Origin of the sequence: Pseudonocardia sp. McavD-2-B, from assembly GCF_024124365.1 — a bacterium.
GTDB lineage: Bacteria > Actinomycetota > Actinomycetes > Mycobacteriales > Pseudonocardiaceae > Pseudonocardia > Pseudonocardia alni.
In genome coordinates, this window is record NZ_JAMXSG010000007.1 from 38987 (window position 1) to 55880 (window position 16894).

15 protein-coding genes are annotated in these 16894 nt (G+C 73.3%); 3 read left to right on the forward strand and 12 right to left on the reverse strand.

Annotation, left to right across the window (positions count from 1 at the left end):
• Positions 1–4: 4 nt before the first annotated feature.
• The 6 genes from NH602_RS02390 to metG form a co-directional block, all read right to left on the reverse strand.
• Positions 5–994, reverse strand: a complete 990-nt coding sequence (locus NH602_RS02390) for a 4-(cytidine 5'-diphospho)-2-C-methyl-D-erythritol kinase (protein ID WP_073577619.1) — start codon at positions 992–994, stop codon at positions 5–7.
• A 521-nt stretch (positions 995–1515) separates the two neighbouring features.
• A complete protein-coding gene (locus NH602_RS02395) occupies positions 1516–3036 on the reverse strand; it encodes a DHA2 family efflux MFS transporter permease subunit (RefSeq protein ID WP_253066871.1) in 1521 nt (506 codons plus the stop codon).
• Positions 3037–3070: 34 nt separating this feature from the next.
• Positions 3071–3943, reverse strand: coding sequence for a 16S rRNA (adenine(1518)-N(6)/adenine(1519)-N(6))-dimethyltransferase RsmA (rsmA, locus tag NH602_RS02400; protein WP_217266935.1), 873 nt, complete (start codon positions 3941–3943; stop codon positions 3071–3073).
• A gap of 127 nt (positions 3944–4070) precedes the next feature.
• On the reverse strand, positions 4071–4982 hold the full coding sequence (locus NH602_RS31595) for a resuscitation-promoting factor (protein WP_073577617.1): 912 nt from the start codon (positions 4980–4982) through the stop codon (positions 4071–4073).
• Between the two features lie 265 nt (positions 4983–5247).
• Positions 5248–6081: a TatD family hydrolase gene (locus NH602_RS02415; RefSeq protein ID WP_253066872.1), complete on the reverse strand. Its 834-nt coding sequence runs from the start codon at positions 6079–6081 to the stop codon at positions 5248–5250.
• On the reverse strand, positions 6078–7868 hold the full coding sequence (gene metG, locus NH602_RS02420) for a methionine--tRNA ligase (protein ID WP_073577615.1): 1791 nt from the start codon (positions 7866–7868) through the stop codon (positions 6078–6080). Before metG ends, NH602_RS02415 begins: the two co-directional genes overlap by 4 nt.
• A 113-nt stretch (positions 7869–7981) precedes the next feature.
• Here metG and NH602_RS02425 point away from each other — a divergent pair, with 113 nt between their 5' ends.
• A complete protein-coding gene (locus NH602_RS02425; protein WP_073577614.1) occupies positions 7982–8545 on the forward strand; it encodes a TetR/AcrR family transcriptional regulator in 564 nt (187 codons plus the stop codon).
• A gap of 10 nt (positions 8546–8555) precedes the next feature.
• Here the strand turns inward: NH602_RS02425 and NH602_RS02430 are convergent, their stop codons facing one another.
• Both NH602_RS02430 and zwf read right to left on the reverse strand, forming a co-directional pair.
• The gene (locus tag NH602_RS02430) at positions 8556–10385 is read right to left on the reverse strand and encodes a glycoside hydrolase family 15 protein (protein WP_179761087.1); all 1830 of its coding nucleotides are present in this window, start codon (positions 10383–10385) and stop codon (positions 8556–8558) included.
• Positions 10382–11791 carry a glucose-6-phosphate dehydrogenase gene (gene zwf, locus NH602_RS02435; RefSeq protein ID WP_179761088.1) on the reverse strand — a complete coding sequence of 470 codons (1410 nt, stop codon included), beginning with the start codon at positions 11789–11791 and terminating at the stop codon, positions 10382–10384. Before zwf ends, NH602_RS02430 begins: the two co-directional genes overlap by 4 nt.
• Positions 11792–11886: 95 nt before the next feature.
• Between zwf and NH602_RS02440 the strand changes: the two genes are divergently transcribed.
• Both NH602_RS02440 and NH602_RS02445 read left to right on the forward strand, forming a co-directional pair.
• Positions 11887–12369 carry a cation:proton antiporter regulatory subunit gene (locus NH602_RS02440; protein WP_073577611.1) on the forward strand — a complete coding sequence of 161 codons (483 nt, stop codon included), beginning with the start codon at positions 11887–11889 and terminating at the stop codon, positions 12367–12369.
• A gap of 16 nt (positions 12370–12385) precedes the next feature.
• Complete coding sequence (locus NH602_RS02445; RefSeq protein WP_073577610.1) at positions 12386–13561, forward strand: cation:proton antiporter; 1176 nt, start codon at positions 12386–12388, stop codon at positions 13559–13561.
• Positions 13562–13606: 45 nt separating this feature from the next.
• On the opposite strand, the gene NH602_RS02450 is transcribed toward NH602_RS02445, so the two are convergent.
• The 4 genes from NH602_RS02450 to rsmI form a co-directional block, all read right to left on the reverse strand.
• The gene (locus NH602_RS02450) at positions 13607–14239 is read right to left on the reverse strand and encodes a TetR/AcrR family transcriptional regulator (RefSeq protein ID WP_167379103.1); all 633 of its coding nucleotides are present in this window, start codon (positions 14237–14239) and stop codon (positions 13607–13609) included.
• Between the two features lie 70 nt (positions 14240–14309).
• Positions 14310–14714, reverse strand: a complete 405-nt coding sequence (locus NH602_RS02455; protein WP_253066873.1) for a TIGR03618 family F420-dependent PPOX class oxidoreductase — start codon at positions 14712–14714, stop codon at positions 14310–14312.
• Positions 14711–15853: an epoxide hydrolase family protein gene (locus NH602_RS02460; RefSeq protein ID WP_179761089.1), complete on the reverse strand. Its 1143-nt coding sequence runs from the start codon at positions 15851–15853 to the stop codon at positions 14711–14713. Before NH602_RS02460 ends, NH602_RS02455 begins: the two co-directional genes overlap by 4 nt.
• Before the next feature lie 65 nt (positions 15854–15918).
• Entirely contained in the window at positions 15919–16794 is an 876-nt protein-coding gene (rsmI, locus tag NH602_RS02465) for a 16S rRNA (cytidine(1402)-2'-O)-methyltransferase (protein ID WP_253066874.1), read from the reverse strand.
• Positions 16795–16894 lie beyond the last annotated feature (100 nt).

Consider the following 16894-nt stretch of genomic DNA (forward strand, 5'->3'; position numbering starts at 1 on the left):
AAGGTCAGGCACGGACCGGGGGCCACGAGCCGGAGCTCGAGGGACCGCCGCGGTCGGGGGGGTGGTCGCCGCCGGTCTCGGAGGTGTCGACGATGCGGGCGCCGCCGGCCGGGCCGTGGGCGACCCGTACCGTCCGGCACACCCCCATGCCGGCGAGCTCGGTCGCGACCTCGACGGCCGAGTCGGCGTCGGCGCACAGGAACGCGCAGGTCGGCCCGGACCCGGACACCAGCCCGGCGAGCGCGCCGGAGTTGACCCCGGCCCGCAGGGTGCGGCGCAGGTCCGGGGCCATCGAGACGGCGGCCACCTGCAGGTCGTTGCCCAGGTTGAGCGCGAGCCGCCGCGGGTCCCCGGAGGACAGTGCCTCCAGGACGGGCTCGACCGGCCGCTCGGCGATCGGGCCGTCGCCGCGCAGCCGGTCCAGCTCGGAGAACACCGCCGGTGTGGACAGCCCGCCGCGGGCAAGCGCGATCACCCAGTGCAGCCGGTGCCGGGCGAGCACGGGGATGATCTTCTCGCCGCGGCCGGTGCCGAGCGCGGTGCCGCCGTGCAGGCCGAACGTGACGTCCGATCCGAGCTCGGCGGCCAGCTCGGCCAGCTCGTCGCGGCCCAGCTCCAGCCGCCACAGCGACGACAGCGCGACGAGCGTGCCCGCCGCGTCCGCGGAGCCGCCCGCCATGCCGCCCGCGACCGGAATGCCCTTGCGCAGGGTCACCCGCACGTCCGGGGCGCGCCCGGCCTTCTCCGCGAGCAGCTCGACCGCTCGCCAGGCCAGGTTGGTGGCGTCCAGCGGCACCTCGGCGACTCCGTCGCCGTGCACCTCCAGCGCGGGCTCCTGCGCCTGCTCGACCGAGATCTCGTCGAACAGGCTGACGGCGTGGAACACCGTGACGAGGTCGTGGAAGCCGTCCGGCCGCACCCCGCCCACGGCGAGGTGCAGGTTGATCTTCGCGGGAACCCGGACGGTGACCGGTCGCGGCACGGCGGACAGCACCGCTCAACCCTACGGGCAGCACGGGACGGGCCGCCGCCGCCCGGCATCCGGGGTGGCCGGGCTCACCGGTCCGGCCGGGCCGGCCGCACTGCCCAGTCCGGCCGGCCGGGCCCCGGCGGACCGACCTCGGCCGATCCGACCCCGGTGGCGCGGCACCGGGTGACGCGGCAGGTCGATCAGCCCGGTCGCGGGCACCCGTCCCCCTCCGAGTTCGCTTACCCGGTAAGCGAACTCGGAGAACCGGCACCCGCGCGATCCGACGGGCAGGACAGCGCCGCCGGTGGGACGGCCAACGCCCGCCCCACCCGACACCGCCCCCCTACCCACCGCCGCCCGATCTCCCACCGTCGACACCGGGATCGTCCCCACCGATACCGTCTCTCCGGCGAATTCGCTTACCGGGTAAGCGAATTCGCACACCAGGCATCCGCGACCGCCCGGTGCGGACCGCCGCCTGACCGATCAGCCGGCCCACCGCCGACGCCCGCTCCCGGAGGAGGCGTCCGCTCCCGGAGGAGGAGCTACCGGGTGAGTGACTCCGCGGAGCCGGTGCGCTCCGCGGCCGCGCGGCGTTCGACCAGGTGGCGCGGCGTCGCGAAGCAGGCGACGGCCACGAACCCGATCACCAGCACGACCGCGGGCAGCAGCATCGACTGGGCCATCGCCGTCGCGAAGGGGTCGCGGAGCACCTCGGGCAGCGGGCCGCCGGTCGCGGCGACCTCCGGGGAGCCGCCGATCGCCGACGCGCCCGGGACGAGCGCGGCGATCCGCGACTCCATGAGCACCGCGATGCCCGCACTGCCGAGCACCGCGCCGACCTGACGGGTCGTGTTGTAGACACCCGACCCGGATCCGGCCTGGTCCATCGGCAGGTTACGGGTGGCGCTGGTGGAGATCGGCGCCCAGACGCAGGAGTTGGAGATGCCGAGCAGGGTGAGCGGCAGCAGCAGCTGCCAGACCGGGGTGTCCGGGCCCATCACCCACGCCAGCCAGGCCAGCGCGATGACGAACGTCGACATCCCGAAGCCGCCGATCAGCCGCGGGTGGACGCGATCGGTCAGCCGACCGGTGTACGGCGCGAGCACGCCGGAGAAGATCGCCAGTGGCGCGAGCAGCAGCGCGGCCTGGGTCGGGGTGAAGCCGCGCACGCTCTGCGCGTAGATCATCAGCGGGAAGCCCTGCGCGGTGATCGCGAAGCCGACGGTGCAGATCGCGATGTTGGCCAGCGAGAAGTTGCGGTCCCGGAACAGGCGCAGCGTGACCAGCGGCTCGCTGGTGGTGACCCGCTGCCACCACACGAACGCGACCAGCACGACGACGCCGCTGCCGATCAGCGCCCAGATCCCCGCACTCCAGCCGAACTTCTGGCCCTCCTGGATACCGAAGACCAGCAGGAACATGCCCGCGGCGGACAGCACCACACCGACGACGTCGAACCGGCGGCGCGAGGTCTCGAGCGAGGGCACCAGCCGCCAGGCGGCGACGAAGGCGATCACCCCGACCGGGACGTTCACGAAGAAGATCCACTCCCAGCCGAGGCCGCCGACGAGGAGCCCGCCGACGATCGGCCCGGTGAGCGTCGCGACGCCGGCGACGGCGCCCCACAGGCTCATCGCGCGACCGCGCTGGGCCGCCGGGAAGGTCCGGGTGATGACGGCCATGGTCTGCGGCGTCATCATCGCGGCGCCGAAACCCTGGGCGACCCGCGCGACGATCAGGGCGCCGACGGTCGTCGTGAGCCCGCACCACAGCGAGGCCAGGGTGAACACGGCGAGCCCGCACAGGTAGACGCGCTTGGGCCCGAACCGGTCCCCCAGCCGCCCGGTGACCAGCAGCGGGACGACGTAGGCGAGCAGATAGGCGCTGGTCACCCAGACCACGGAGTTGACGTCGGCGTCCAGCGCGGTCAGGAGCGCGGGCGTCGCGACGGTGACGATGGTGGCGTCGACCAGGATCATGAAGAACCCGATCACCAGCGCCCACAACGCGGGCCACGGGTTCGTCCCGTCGGCGCTGACCACCTGTTCCCTCGACCGCGTCACCACGCCATCATGCGCTGCCCCCGGCACGGTCCGGTCAGGCGGGAGGGTGCCCCGCCGGGCGGTTCCGGGCGATCCGGGCGAAGTCGGACACCGCCAGGGTCTCAGCGCGGGCAGTGGGGTCGACCCCCGCGGCGCGCAGGGCCTGTTCGGCCGCCGCGGCCGAGCCGGCCCAGCCCGACAGCGCTCCCCGCAGCACCTTGCGGCGCTGGGCGAAGGCCGCGTCGACGACCGCGAAGGTCGCCGCCCGGTCGGCGTCGGCGGGCGGGTCGTGCCGGGTGAAGGCCAGCAGCCCGGAGTCGACGCCGGGGACCGGCCAGAACACCGCGCGCGGCACCGGCCCGGCCCGGCGGGCGGCGGCGTACCAGGCGAGCTTGGCGCTGGGGGCGCCGTACTCGCGCGAGCCGGGTCCGGCGGCGAGCCGGTCGGCGACCTCGGCCTGCACCATGACCAGCCCGGTCCGCAGCGACGGCAGCTCGGCGAGCAGATGCAGGATCACCGGCACCGCGACGTTGTAGGGCAGGTTCGCGACGATCGCGGTGGGCGGCGCCGCACCGGGCCCGGCGTCGGCCGCGAGCCGGTCCGCGCCGACCCGCATGGCGTCGGCCCCGGTCACGGTGAGGCGACCGGCCAGCTCGGGGGCGCGCTCGGCGACGGTGTCGGGGAGCAGCCCGGCCAGCACCGGGTCGATCTCGACGACGTGCACCCGGGCCGCGACCGGCAGCAGCGCCAGGGTGAGCGAGCCGAGACCGGGGCCGACCTCGAGGACGACGTCGTCGCCGTCGACGCCGGCCGACTTCACGATCCGGCGGACGGTGTTGGCGTCGTGGACGAAGTTCTGGCCGAGCTTCTTGGTGGGGCGCAGACCGAGCCGCTCGGCCAGCACCCGGACGTCGGCCGGGCCCAGCAGGCGGGCGGTGGCGGTGGTCCGGCTCCGGTCGCCGTCGGCGTCGATGCTCCGGCTCCGGCCGCCGTCGGTCCCGTGGTCGCTCACGGCACCATTCTCGCCGGGCACCCCGGGCGGGGTGCGTGCGGGATCAGCTCAGGCCGAGCTTGGAGGAGCAGGACGGCCAGGCGCTGTAGCCGCCGCGGTCGTCCTTGACCTTCTCCGCGACCGCGATCTGCTCCTCGCGGGAGGCCTGGTCCGCGGTCGGGGCGTACTGCCCGCCGCCGTAGGCCTGCCAGGTCTGCTTGTTGAACTGCAGCCCGCCCTGGTAGCCGTTGCCGGTGTTGATCGCCCAGTTGCCGCCGGACTCGCACTTGGCCAGCTTGTCCCAGGTCCCGCCGTTCGAGACCGCGGGCGCCGAGGACTTCGCCTTCGCGGCGGCCTTCTCGACGGTCTCCTCGACCTTCTTCTTGGTGCCGACCTTGACCACGCGCGGCATGGCAGGGGTGTCCTGACCGGCGCCGACGCGCTCGCGGGCGATCTCGCGGCCCTGGTCGTAGGTGACCCGCCAGATGATGCTGCGGGCGCCCTCACGGCCTGGGTCGACGACGGTTCGGGTGCCCTCGTCGAGCGACGGGTCCTGCACCTCCTGCTCCGGCGCCGGGAGCTTCTGCGACTCGACGATCTGGGCGTTCACGATGTCCGAGCCGGTGGTCGGGGCGGCGACCGGGGCGAACGACGCGGGCGAGGAGGGCCGGTCGAGGTTCATCGACGCCGTGCCGAGGTCGGTGGCGTTCGCGGCGAGCCCGGCCTGGAGCTCCTGGGCGGGCTGCTCGGCCGGGGCGGTGAGCACCGCGGCGGCGAGGCCGCCGGTCGGGACCGAGAACAGCGCGGCCGCAGCGGCCGTCCGGACCCCGGCCCGGGAGCGGGCACCGGCGGTGCGGTGACGGCCCTCGTAGGTGACGTACCCGGCCTCGTCGCCGGCGAGACCGGCGGGCGCGATGACGGGGAGCGGTCGCGTGAGCTCGTCGTCGGCGAGCGGTGCGGCGTGACGCGAAGACATGACTTCCCGGGGGCTCGGCTGTCCGGGGAGGGGCCATGACCTGCGGGAACGACGACCGGCGCGGTGCCGGGGAGCGGAACCGTCGCTGGGGAGCGGACCGGTCGTCGTCCCGCGGGTCGGGGGAGCGACCCCGTCCCGGCGGGTACGACGAGGGACGTTAGCGGACCGTGACCCGGCGCAGCGTTTCCGACGCGCGCGTGGCGACGAGCGGACTGTGATCGACGGTGAGTGACGACTACTCCGCCATTCGTCACGGCGGACGGCGTCAATCGGTTGTGCGCAGCCGGAAGATCCGTTCGGCGTTGCGGCGGGCCGTCTCGGCGACCAGGGCCTCGGACTCCCCGCGGGTCGCGGCGATCCCCCGCACGATCCACGGCAGCACGTAGGGCTCGTTGGCCCGGCCGCGGTGCGGGTGCGGGGTGAGGAACGGCGCGTCGGTCTCCACGAGGTACTGCCCGGCGGGCACCAGTGCCGCGGCGGCCCGCAGCTCGTGGTTGTTCTTGAAGGTGACGGGCCCGGCGAAGGACAGGACGTACCCGGCGTCGGCGCACTCCCGGGCCATCGCGGCGTCGCCGGAGAAGCAGTGGAAGACCACGGTGTCCGGGGCGCCCTCCTCGCGGAGGATGCGCAGGACGTCGTCGTGGGCGTCCCGGTCGTGGATCATCAGCGGCTTGCCGGTGCGCTTGGCCAGCCCGATGTGCCAGCGGAACGCATCCTGCTGCGCGGCGGGCGGGCTGTGGTCCCAGTAGTAGTCCAGGCCGGTCTCGCCGATCGACACGACGCGGTCGTCGACGGCCAGCCGCTCGATCTCGGCGAGGTCGGCGGCCGGTACCCGTGCCGTCCGGGTGGGGTGCAGCGCGACGGCCGCCCACACCCGGTCGTCGGCGTGCGCGGCGCGGACGGCGAACCGCGCGCCGTCGAGGTCGTCGGCGATGGTGACCGCGCCGACGACGCCGACCGCCGCCGCCCGGTCCATCGCGGCGACGACGTCGGCGTCGGTCTCGCAGCCGCACGCGTCGAGGTGGGTGTGGCTGTCGATCGTCGGCGCGGCGAGCGGCTCCGGCGGCTCGGGACGCGGCCGGCGGCCGTGTCCGCTCACTTCCGGACCGGGGCCCACTCCGGCCCGGTCTCCCCCAGCTCGGGCGCGAGCTTGGCGATGATCGGCGACGGCTTGGCCAGCGGGCGCCCCACCTCGATCGGCGTCGACCCCCAGTGGGCCTGCTCGGCGGCGTAGTCGCCGGTGAGGACCGGGTAGGCGGGGCCGTCGCCGAGGTCGTCGACGGTCGTCTTCTCCGGCTGCGCGGCCCACACCCCGGTGCCGCCGAGCGCCTCGTGCACCTTCTGCGCCGCGTGCGGCAGGAACGGGGTCAGCAGGGTGTTGGCGTCCTGCACGACCTGCAGCGCGGTGTGCAGGATCGTGTCCCGGCGCTCCGGGTCGTCCTTGCGCTTCCACGGCTCCTGGTCGGACAGGTACCGGTTCGCGGCGGTGACCACGCGCATCGCCTCACCCGCGGCCTGCTTGAACCGGTTCCGCGCGAGCAGCCCGCCGACGGTGTCGAACCCGGCCCGCGAGTACGCGAGCAGCTCGGCGTCGGCCTGCTGCGGCGCCGTCGGCGTGGGGACCGCGCCCACGTTCTTGTGGGCCATCGAGATGGACCGGTTGACCAGGTTGCCCCACTCGTTGGCCAGCTCGAAGTTCACCCGGCGGACGAACTCGTCCCAGGTGAAGTCGACGTCCTGGTTCTCCGGCCCGGCGACGGCGATGTGGTAGCGCAGCGCGTCCGGCCCGAACTCGCGCAGGAAGTCGCCGACGTAGATGACGGTGCCGCGGCTGGTCGAGAACTTCGACCCGCTCATAGTCAGGTACTCCGAGGACACGACCTCGCTGGGCAGGTCGAGCGTCCCGTACGGCCCGGGCTCGCCGCCGCGGTCGCCCGCGCCGTTCTGCCCGAGCAGGATCGCCGGCCACATCACCGAGTGGAAGGTGATGTTGTCCTTGCCCATGAAGTAGAAGGCCTCGGCGGCCGGGTCGGTCCACCACTGCTTCCACGCGTCCGGGTCCGGGCCGCGGCGGGCCCACTCCACCGAGGCGGACAGGTAGCCGATGACGGCGTCGAACCAGACGTAGATCTTCTTGAGCGGGTTGTCCGACCAGACGTCGAGCGGGACGGGCACGCCCCACTCCAGGTCGCGGGTGATGGCGCGCGGCTTGAGGTTCTCCACCAGGTTGGCGGAGAACTTGAGCACGTTGGGGCGCCAGTCGGTGCGGGTCGACAGCCAGCTGCCGAGCGCCTCGGAGAAGGCGGGCAGGTCGAGGAAGAAGTGCTCGGTCTCGACGAACTTCGGCGTCTCCCCGTTGATCCGCGAGCGCGGGTTCTTGAGGTCGGCCGGGTCGAGCTGGTTGCCGCAGTTGTCGCACTGGTCGCCGCGGGCGCCGTCGTAGCCGCAGATCGGGCAGGTGCCCTCGATGTAGCGGTCGGGCAGGGTGCGGCCGGTGGACGGGCTGATCGCGCCCAGCTGCGTCTTCGGGACGACGTAGCCGTTCTTGTACAGCGCGGTGAACATGTCCTGCACGACGCGGTAGTGGTTCGACGTCGTGGTCCGGGTGAACAGGTCGTAGCTCAGCCCGAGACCCTGCAGGTCGTCGGTGATCACGCCGTTGTACTTGTCGGCGAGCTGGCGCGGGGTCAGCCCCTCGGCGTCGGCCTGGACCTGGATCGGGGTGCCGTGCTCGTCGGTGCCGGACACCATCAGCACCCGGTCCCCCGCCATCCGCCGGTACCGGGCGAACACGTCGGAGGGCACACCGAAGCCGGACACGTGGCCGATGTGCCGGGGGCCGTTGGCGTAGGGCCACGCCACGGCGGTCAGCACGGCTTTGCTCATGCCCTCCAGCGTATTCACCGTCGCCATCACGTTCCGCGGCGGCACATCACCAAAGATGGGGATAGCTCCCGGAGATGGGTGTCGTTCCCCCTAGAGGTGCCATAGTGGCGCGCATGGACCGGGGTGAACGGGACCGCGAGGCCCTCCTCGACGCGGCCCTGCAGCAGTGGGCCGACGGCGGCTGGTCCGCCGTCGACCCCCGTTCGGCCGCGGAACAGGCCGGGCTGCCCGCCTCCGCCGCGGCGGAGTTCGCCTCGGGCGTGGAGCTCGGGTGCGCGGTGTTCGACCACGTCGTCGACGAGCGTGCCGCCGCCACGATGGCCGCGGTGCAGTCGGCGGCCCCGAACCCGGCCGCCCAGATCAGGGCCGCCCTCACCGCGTGGTTCGACGACGTCGACCGCGACCCGCGCCGGGTCGTGGCGCTGGTCGACGCGGTCGGCTGTCCTGCGCTGCTCGCGCGCCGGCGCAGCGCCAACCGCGGCTTCGCCGAGCTCATGGTCGGTAGCGCCGCCGACTCCCGGATCGAGCCCGACGACCTGCGCGTCGCCGGGCACTTCTGTCTCGGCGGGATGGGTGAGATCGTGCTGGCCTGGCTGGACCCGGAGAGCCCCGTCACCCGGGAGCAGGCCCTGGAGCACGGGGTCCGGCTCTACGAGTCCTGCCTGTTCACCCACTGAGCGGCCCCCTTCATCCCAGCGCCCGGTCCAGGTTGATCGCGGAGCTGATCAGCGACAGGTGGGTGAAGGCCTGCGGGAAGTTGCCCAGCTGCTCCCCGGTCAGGCCGATCTCCTCGGCGTAGAGGCCCAGGTGGTTGCCGTAGGAGAACATCTTCTCCAGCGCGATCCGGGCCTGTTCCAGGCGTCCGGCCCTGGTCATCGCCTCGACGTTCCAGAACGAGCACATCGAGAACGTGCCCTCCTCGCCGTCGAGACCGTCCGGCGAGTCCTCGACGTCGTAGCGGAACACCAGGGTGTCGACGACGAGGTCGTCGTTGATCGCGTCCAGGGTCGCCAGGAACCGCGGCTCGGTGGGCGCGCAGAACTTCACCATCGGCATGAGCAGCACCGAGGCGTCCAGCGTGGTCGCGCCGTAGCGCTGCACGAACGACCCGCGCGGCCCCACGTCGGGGTTCCAGCCGCGGTCCATGATCTGGTGGTAGATCTCGTCGCGGGTGGTGGTCCAGGCCCCGACGTCGCCGGGCAGGCCGCGCCGGCGCGCCATCCGGATCATCCGCTCGACCGCGACCCAGCACATGAGCCGGGAGAACACGTGGTCCTGGCGGCCCGCACGGGTCTCCCAGATGCCCTCGTCCGGGGAGTCCCAGTGCTCGCGCAGCCAGTCGAGGATCGTGCAGAGGTTCGTCCAGTCCTCGTGGCCGACGCCGTCGCCGTACTTGTCGTACAGGTAGACCGAGTCGATGATCTCGCCGTAGATGTCGAGCTGGAGCTGCGCCGACGCCCCGTTCCCGGCCAGCACCGGGCGCGAGCCGCGGTAGCCGTCGAGGTGGTCGAGCTCGACCTCGTCGGGGGTCTCGTCGCCGTCGATCGTGTACATGACGCGCAGCGGGCCCTGGTCCCCGTCGCGGGTGCTCCCGAACCGGCCCGACAGCCAGCCGATGAACGCGCCCGCCTCCTCGGTGAACCCGAGCCGCAGCAGCGCGTAGAGGGTGAACGCGGCGTCGCGCATCCAGACGTAGCGGTAGTCCCAGTTCCGCTCGCCGCCCAGCTGCTCGGGCAGCCCCATCGTCGGCGACGCGATCACCGCGCCGGTCGGCTCGTGGGTGAGCAGCTTGAGGGTGAGCGCAGAGCGGTGCACACGCTCACGCCACCGCCCGGTGTACGACGAGTGCGCCAGCCAGTCCTTCCAGAACGAGACGGTCCCGGTGAACAGGGCCTCCGCGGCGTCGTCGCAGGCGGTCGGCTCCCCGGTCGCGTCCACCTCCAGCACGAACACCTCGGTGCGCCCCTCGGCGGTGCGGAACTCCGCGCCCGCGGCGTGGTCGGTGATCTCCAGCTCCACCGACGACGTCAGGTCCAGGGTGACGCCGCTGCCGGTGAAGCGGATGCCGGCGCCCGCGCTCTCGACCTTCGGGGTCTCCCGGGCGTAGTCGGGTCGCGGGACCACCTCGACGGTCATCGGCACCGACCCGCGGACCCCGGTCACCCGGCGGACGAGCCGCTGGCGGTGGTCGGGGTCGTGCGGGCGCAGCACCACCATGAGGTCCTGCACCTCGACGATGCCGTCGGCGGTGAGGAATCGGGTGATGAGGATGTTGGAGTCGGGGTAGTAGAACTGCTGCTGGCTGGCGAGCTCGGTCTCGTCGACGCACGGCGCGAGCCGCCAGTGCCCGCCGCGGTCGGTGTCGAGCAGCGAGGCGAACACGCTGGGCGCGTCGAACCGGCCCGGGCAGAACCAGTCGACGGTGCCGTCGGTGCCGACGAGCGCCGCGGAGCGCAGGTCGCCGATGATCCCGTGCTCGGCGATCGGGAGGTAGCGCTCGCTGCGCGAGGGGCTCACTCCGGCACCCGCCAGCCGCGCGGGCCGGGCAGGTCGAGCGCGTCCTGCGGGCCCCAGGACCCGTCGGAGTAGGTCTGCGTCCGCGGCGGGTCGGCGAGCACCGGGTCGCACAGCTCCCAGAGCCGCTCGACCTCCTCGGTCGTGGTGAACAGCGTGCGGTCCCCCTTCATGACGTCCAGGAGCAGCCGCTCGTAGGCCTCCAGCGCGTCGTCGGGGTCACCGACGCTGTCGAGGTCCAGCCGCATCCGGCCGCGGCCGACCCTCAGCTCCGGGCCGGGGACCTTCGCCCGGACGTCGAGCTCGGCCGACACCTGGTCGGCCAGCTCGATCACGAGCTCGGTGGGCGGCCCGTCGTGGGCATCGCCCGTGAACGACCCGCCCGGGAACATGGTCAGCGCCGGCTCGTCGAAGCCGATCGTCACGGTGCGCCGGGTCGCGCCCATCGCCTTGCCGGTGCGCAGGAAGAACGGGACGCCGAACCAGCGCCAGTTGTCGACGTAGGTCTCCAGCGCGACGAACGTCTCGGACTCCGAGTCGTCGGCGACGCCCTCCTCGTCGCGGTAGGAGGCGTACTGGCCGAACACCACCCGCGACGGGTCGAGCGGGCGGATCGATCCGAACACCTTCGCCTTCTCCGCGTGCAGCGCGTCCGGCGCGATCTCGTACGGCGGCTCCAGCGCGACGAACCCGAGGATCTGGAACAGGTGGGTGGAGATCATGTCGCGGAACGTGCCGGTGGACTCCATGAACGACGCCCGGCCCTCGATCCCGATCTCCTCGGGGACGTCGATCTGCACGTAGCGGATGTTCTGCCGGTTCCACACCGGCTCGAACAGGCCGTTGGCGAAGCGCAGCGCGAGGATGTTCTGCACCGACTCCTTGCCGAGGAAGTGGTCGATGCGGAAGATGTCGGCCTCGTCGTAGACGTCCTTCAGGCCCGCGTTCAGCTCCTTCGCGGACTCCAGGTCGGTGCCGAACGGCTTCTCCAGCACCAGCCGGGAGCGCTCGGCGATGCCGGTCTCCCCCAGCATCGCGACCATCGGGGTCATCGCGGTCGGCGGCACGGAGAGGTAGACGAGCCGGCGCACGTCGCCGGAGCCGAGGTCCTTCTCCGCGCGCTGCACCGCGTCGGCGAGGTCGGCGCCGTCGTCGGCGTCGGAGACGACGAAGCTCAGGCGCGGCGCGAAGTCGTCCCAGCCGGTGTCGTCGGACAGCGCCTCGCGGATGCGGTCGCGGAACTCCTCGTCGGAGCCGGGCGAGTGCCGGCCGGACCCGATCACCCGGAAGTCCTCGGGGAGCAGCCCCTCGTTCTGCAGGTGGAGCAGCCCCGGGAAGAGCTTGCGCTTCGCCAGGTCGCCGGTGGCGCCGAACAGCACGATCACGTGCGGGGGCAGGTCCGAAGGCATGACTCCCGGCTACCCCCGGGCGGCCCCGGTCATTCGGCGGCGCCGGTCACGAGCGTGTTTCCGACGGCCGGTGTGCGCGGCGTACCGTTGCGGGGGTGAACGTCGACGTGACGCCGCTGCCCGGGATCGGGGTGCGGAAGGAGATCGAGCTGCGCAGCGGCCGCCGGGTCGGGGTCATCGCGCACCGCGACGGGAAGATCGACCTGATCCTCTCCCGTGCCGACGACCCGGACGCCTGCGTCGCGGAGCTGCCGCTGACCACCGAGGAGGCGGGTGCCCTGGCGAACCTGCTCGGCGCCCCGCAGCTGGTCAACCAGCTGAAGGACGAGCACGCGGACCTCCCGGGCATCACCACCCGCAAGATGCCGATCAAGCTCAACAGCCCGTTCGACGGCCGCCCGCTCGGCGACACCGCGCTGCGCACCCGCACCCAGGTGTCGGTGGTCGCGATCATGCGCGCGGGCCAGGTGATCCCGTCACCGACGCCGGACCACGTGCTGGCCGCCGGGGACATCGTGATCGCCGTCGGGACGGCCGAGAAGCTGGAGCAGGCCGCCGACATCCTCGCGCGCGGCTGAGGCCGCCCCGGTAGTCGTGGACCACACCGCACTCGAACTGCTCGAACTCGGCGCCGTCTTCTTCGGGCTCGGCCTGCTCGGCAGGCTCGCCCAGCGGATCGGCCTGTCCCCCATCCCGCTCTACCTGCTCGGCGGCCTCGCATTCGGCGCAGGCGGCGTCATCCCGCTGGGCGACATCGGCGACTTCACGTCGCTGGCCGGCGAGGTCGGCGTCGTCCTGCTGCTCCTGCTGCTCGGGCTCGAGTACTCCGCGGTCGAGCTCGTCACCGGCCTGAAACGGTCGTGGACCGCCGGGATCGTCGACATCGTGCTCAACGCCGCGCCCGGCGTCGCCGTCGCGCTGATCCTGGGCTGGGGCACGGTCGGGGCGATGGTGCTGGGCGGGGTCACCTACATCTCCTCCTCCGGGATCGTCGCGAAGGTGCTGTCGGACCTGGGCCGGCTCGGCAACCGGGAGACGCCGGTGGTGCTGTCGGTGCTGGTCTTCGAGGACCTGGTGATGGCGCTCTACCTGCCGATCCTCACGGCGCTGCTGCTCGGCGTGACGCTGTGGGGCGGGATCAGTGCGGTCGCGGTATCGCTCGCGGTGATCTCGGTGGTGCTGGTCGTGGCCCTGCGCTACGGCCGCTACGTCTCGGCCGTCGTCGACTCCGACGACCGCGAGGTGTTCCTGCTCAAGGTGCTCGGCGCCGCGCTGCTGGTCGCCGGGTTCGCCCAGGCCATGCAGGTGTCCGCCGCGGTGGGCGCGTTCCTGCTGGGCATCGCGATCTCCGGCTCGACCGCGGAGAACGCGACGAAGCTGCTGGAGCCGCTGCGGGACCTGTTCGCCGCGGTGTTCTTCGTGGTGTTCGGCCTCTCGACCGACCCGCGGGCCATCCCGCCGGTGCTCGGGTGGGCGCTCGTGCTCGCCGTGTCGACGGCCGCGACCAAGTACGCGACGGGCTGGTGGGCGGCGAAGCGCGCACGGATCGGGCGGATGGGCCGGGCCCGCGCCGGGGCCGCGCTGATCGCCCGCGGGGAGTTCTCGATCGTCATCGCCGGGCTGGCCGTCGGCTACGCCGCCGTGCCCGCCGAGCTGTCCGCGCTGGCCACGGCCTACGTGCTGATCATGGCGGTGCTCGGCCCGATCGCCGCCCGCTACGTCGAGCCCGTCATGCGGGCGATCCCGACGCGCACCCCCGCGACCGTCTGAGGGCCGCCGCGTCGGATTCGGGGCGCCGGTGCCTCGCCGGCCGGCTCAGCGGCCCTCTGAGCCCTGCAGCCGGTCGATCGCCTCGTCGTCCGGAGCGGCACCCGACCCGTCCACCCCGGTCCGCAGTCCGCCGAGAACGAGGGACAGGGCACGACGCCACGTCGTGTCGTCCTGCGGGCCTCCGGCCCGTTGCACCGCACCGATCATGATCTCGATCAGCACGAGGTCCCCCGCCCCGATGCCGGGCGCGACGCTGCCGTCGGCGCGGTCCCGCTCGAGCAGTCGCTCGGCGAGTGGGCCGATCCGCTCGCGAGCCCGAACGGCGAGGGCGGTTCCGTGTGGGCCGGTACGCAGGACCTGCGACAGGCCGAGCTCCGCGGCCTGACGTTCGGCGACCGCGGTCACGAAGCGCTCGACGCATCTGCCGTGCCGGTCCTCCGCCAGCACCCGCTCCGCCAGCGCGACCACCCCGTCGACGTGGGCGTCGAACAGGGCTTCCACGAGGGCTTCCCGGTCGGCGAAGCGCCGGTACAGGGTGCCGATACCGACCCCGGCGGCACGGGCGATGTCCTCGAGGGCGACGCCGAGCCCATGCTCCAGGATCTGCTGTGCGGCCGCATCGAGGACGCGGCGGCGGTTCCGTTCGGCGTCGCGGCGCAGCGGGGGGTCCACGGTCACCACCCGACGGTACGGACCGCGATCCGCCCGGGGACTGGGCACGTCGGTGGACGCGGCCGGGCGGGGCGTGTCACCACGGTCGGTGCACCACCCGGTCGACCGCGATCCGCAGCAGGACCCGCGCCCCGGCGCTCCCGGGGACCGCCCGGTACGGGCCGCCCGTGTAGCGCTGCGCCAGCTCGTCGATGTGCTCCGCGGCGCCCTCCTTCGTGAACGCGACGACATGACCGCGCAGCCCCCAGTAAGCGGCGTCGTCGGTGCCGCACACGGCCACCGAGACCCGGGGATCGCGCCGCAGGTTCGCGAGCTTGCGGTGGCCCTCGACGGTGTTGACCAGGACGTGGGTGCCGTCGGTGTCGACCCAGGTCTGGGTGAGCTGGGGCTTCCCGTCGGCGTCGGTCGTGGCGACGAAGCACCGGACGCCGGAGCGCAGCAGCTCCAGCACAGGCGCGGGCAGTGCGATCGGCGTGCTCACCGCAGCCCCACGAAGGTCGCCCGGATGTCCTCGACCAGCGCAGCCGGCTGCTCCAGCGCGGCGAAGTGTCCACCACGGTCGTGCACCCGGTGGTGGACGACGTGCTCGTAGCGGGACTCGATCCAGCGCCGCGAGGCCCGCACGGGCTCACGCGGGAACACGCTCACCCCGAGCGGGGTGGGGTTGACGCCCCGGTGCCCCGGGGTCTCCTGCGCCGCTTCCCAGTACAGCCGGGCCGACGAGGCCCCTGTCCCGGGGATCCAGTACAGCATGATGTCGTCGAGGATCGCGTCGAACCCGAGAGCAGCGGCGGGGGCGCCGTCGGTGTCGGACACGTCGAGGAACAACCCGTAGATCCAGGCCGCGAGCCCGACAGGATTGTCGGCGAGCATGTAGCCGATGGTCTGCGGTCGCGTGCTCTGCGCGAACGCGTAGGCCGACATCCCGTCGCGGTACCGCGTGGCCGAGGCGATCATCTCCTGTTCCTCGGCGTCGGCGGCGGCGACCTCCTCGGCCGTCGGGAACGCGGGGACCAGGTTCAGGTGGATCCCGCGCAGACCGGGTGGGACGTCACGGCCGAGGCGGTCGACGACAGCGGCCCCCCAGTCGCCGCCCTGGGCGCCCCAGCGCTCGCCGTGACCGAGCCGGTCCATCAGGACCGCCCACGCCCGGGCGATGCGGCCCACGTTCCACCCGGGGCCGGTCGGCCGGTCGGAGAAGCCGAATCCGGGCATCGAGGGGACGACGACGTGGAAGGCGTCCTCGGCCGAGCCGCCGTGGGCGACAGGGTCGGTCAACGGCCCGATGACGTCGCGGAACTCGAGGACCGATCCGGGCCAGCCGTGGCACAGCAGCAGCGGGAGTGCATCGGCTTCGGGCGAGCGTACGTGCAGGAAGTGCACACCGAGGCCGTCGATCTCCGTGCGGTACTGACCGAACCCGTCGAGCACGGTCTCGGCGCGTCTCCAGTCGTAGTCGGTGCGCCAGTACTCGACGAGCTCCTGCATCGCCCGCAGCGGCGGCCCCTGAGAGGCGTCGGTGACCGTCTCCGGCTCGGGCCAGTCGACGTCGGCCAGACGGGCACGCAGCCGGTCGAGGACCACGTCGGGGACGTCAGGTCGGAACGGTGTGATGGGCACCGATCGACGCTAGCACGAAGCGGAGGATTTCATCCGCTTAGTGAGTGGAGGGTGGTCGCCGGCCGTCAGTCCCGGGCGGCGAGGGTCGCGTTGTAGAGGTCCCGCTTCGGGACGCCCGCCGCCTCGGCGACGGCGGCGACGGCGTCCTTGAGACGCTCGCCGTCGTCGGTGCGTTCCCGGACGGCGTCGACCAGCGACTCCACCGGCGGCGCCTCCCGGGCCTCGGCGCCGGCCAGCACCACGGTCACCTCGCCGAGCACGTCCCCGGAGACCGCCCAGGTGTGCAGCTCGGCCAGGGTGCCGCGCACGACCTGCTCGTGGGTCTTGGTCAGCTCCCGGCACACCGCGGCACGGCGGAACTCCCCCAGCACCGCGACGGCGTCGGCGAGGGTGTCCGCGGTCCGGCGCGGCGACTCGAAGAACACCACGGCGCGGCGCTCGTCGCGCAGGGTCCCCAGCCACCGGCGGCGCTCGCCGGAGCGGCGCGGCGGGAAGCCGTCGAAGCAGAACCGCTCGCACGGCAGGCCGGACAGGACCAGCGCCGTGGTCACCGCGGACGGGCCGGGCGCGCAGGTGACCGGGAGGTCCTCCGCGGCGGCCGCGGCGACGAGCCGGTAGCCCGGGTCGGACACCGCGGGCATCCCGGCGTCGGAGACGACCAGCACGGTCGCGCCGTCGCGGACCGCGGCCAGCAGGCCGGGGAGCCGCTCGGCCTCGACCGCGTCGTAGTGGCTGACGATCCGGCCCGTGTACGTGACCGGCAGCGCCGCGGCGAGGGTGCGGAACCGGCGGGTGTCCTCGGCGGCGATCACGTCGGCGGTGGCGATGAGCTCCCGCAGCCGCGGCGAGGCGTCCCGCGGGTCGCCCAGCGGGGTCGCGGCCAGCACCAGGCGTCCGGTGGACCGGGCCGTGTCGGGCGTGGAGTCGGGGGCGGGAGTCACGCGGACCAGCCTACGATCGGCGGCGATGGCCTCCACGACCGCCGACGCCGGGAGCCGGGTCGCCGGGGCGGCCCCGGAACCCGGGCTGACCCCGCGCGGC

What these genes read in the sequence shown, in the direction of transcription:
- zwf (WP_179761088.1), bottom strand. Translation starts at nt 11,791, where the DNA reads ATGCCTTCGGACCTGCCCCCGCACGTGATCGTGCTGTTCGGCGCCACC.
- NH602_RS31595 (WP_073577617.1), bottom strand. Translation starts at nt 4,982, where the DNA reads ATGTCTTCGCGTCACGCCGCACCGCTCGCCGACGACGAGCTCACGCGA.
- NH602_RS02425 (WP_073577614.1), top strand. Translation starts at nt 7,982, where the DNA reads ATGGACCGGGGTGAACGGGACCGCGAGGCCCTCCTCGACGCGGCCCTG.
- metG (WP_073577615.1), bottom strand. Translation starts at nt 7,868, where the DNA reads ATGAGCAAAGCCGTGCTGACCGCCGTGGCGTGGCCCTACGCCAACGGC.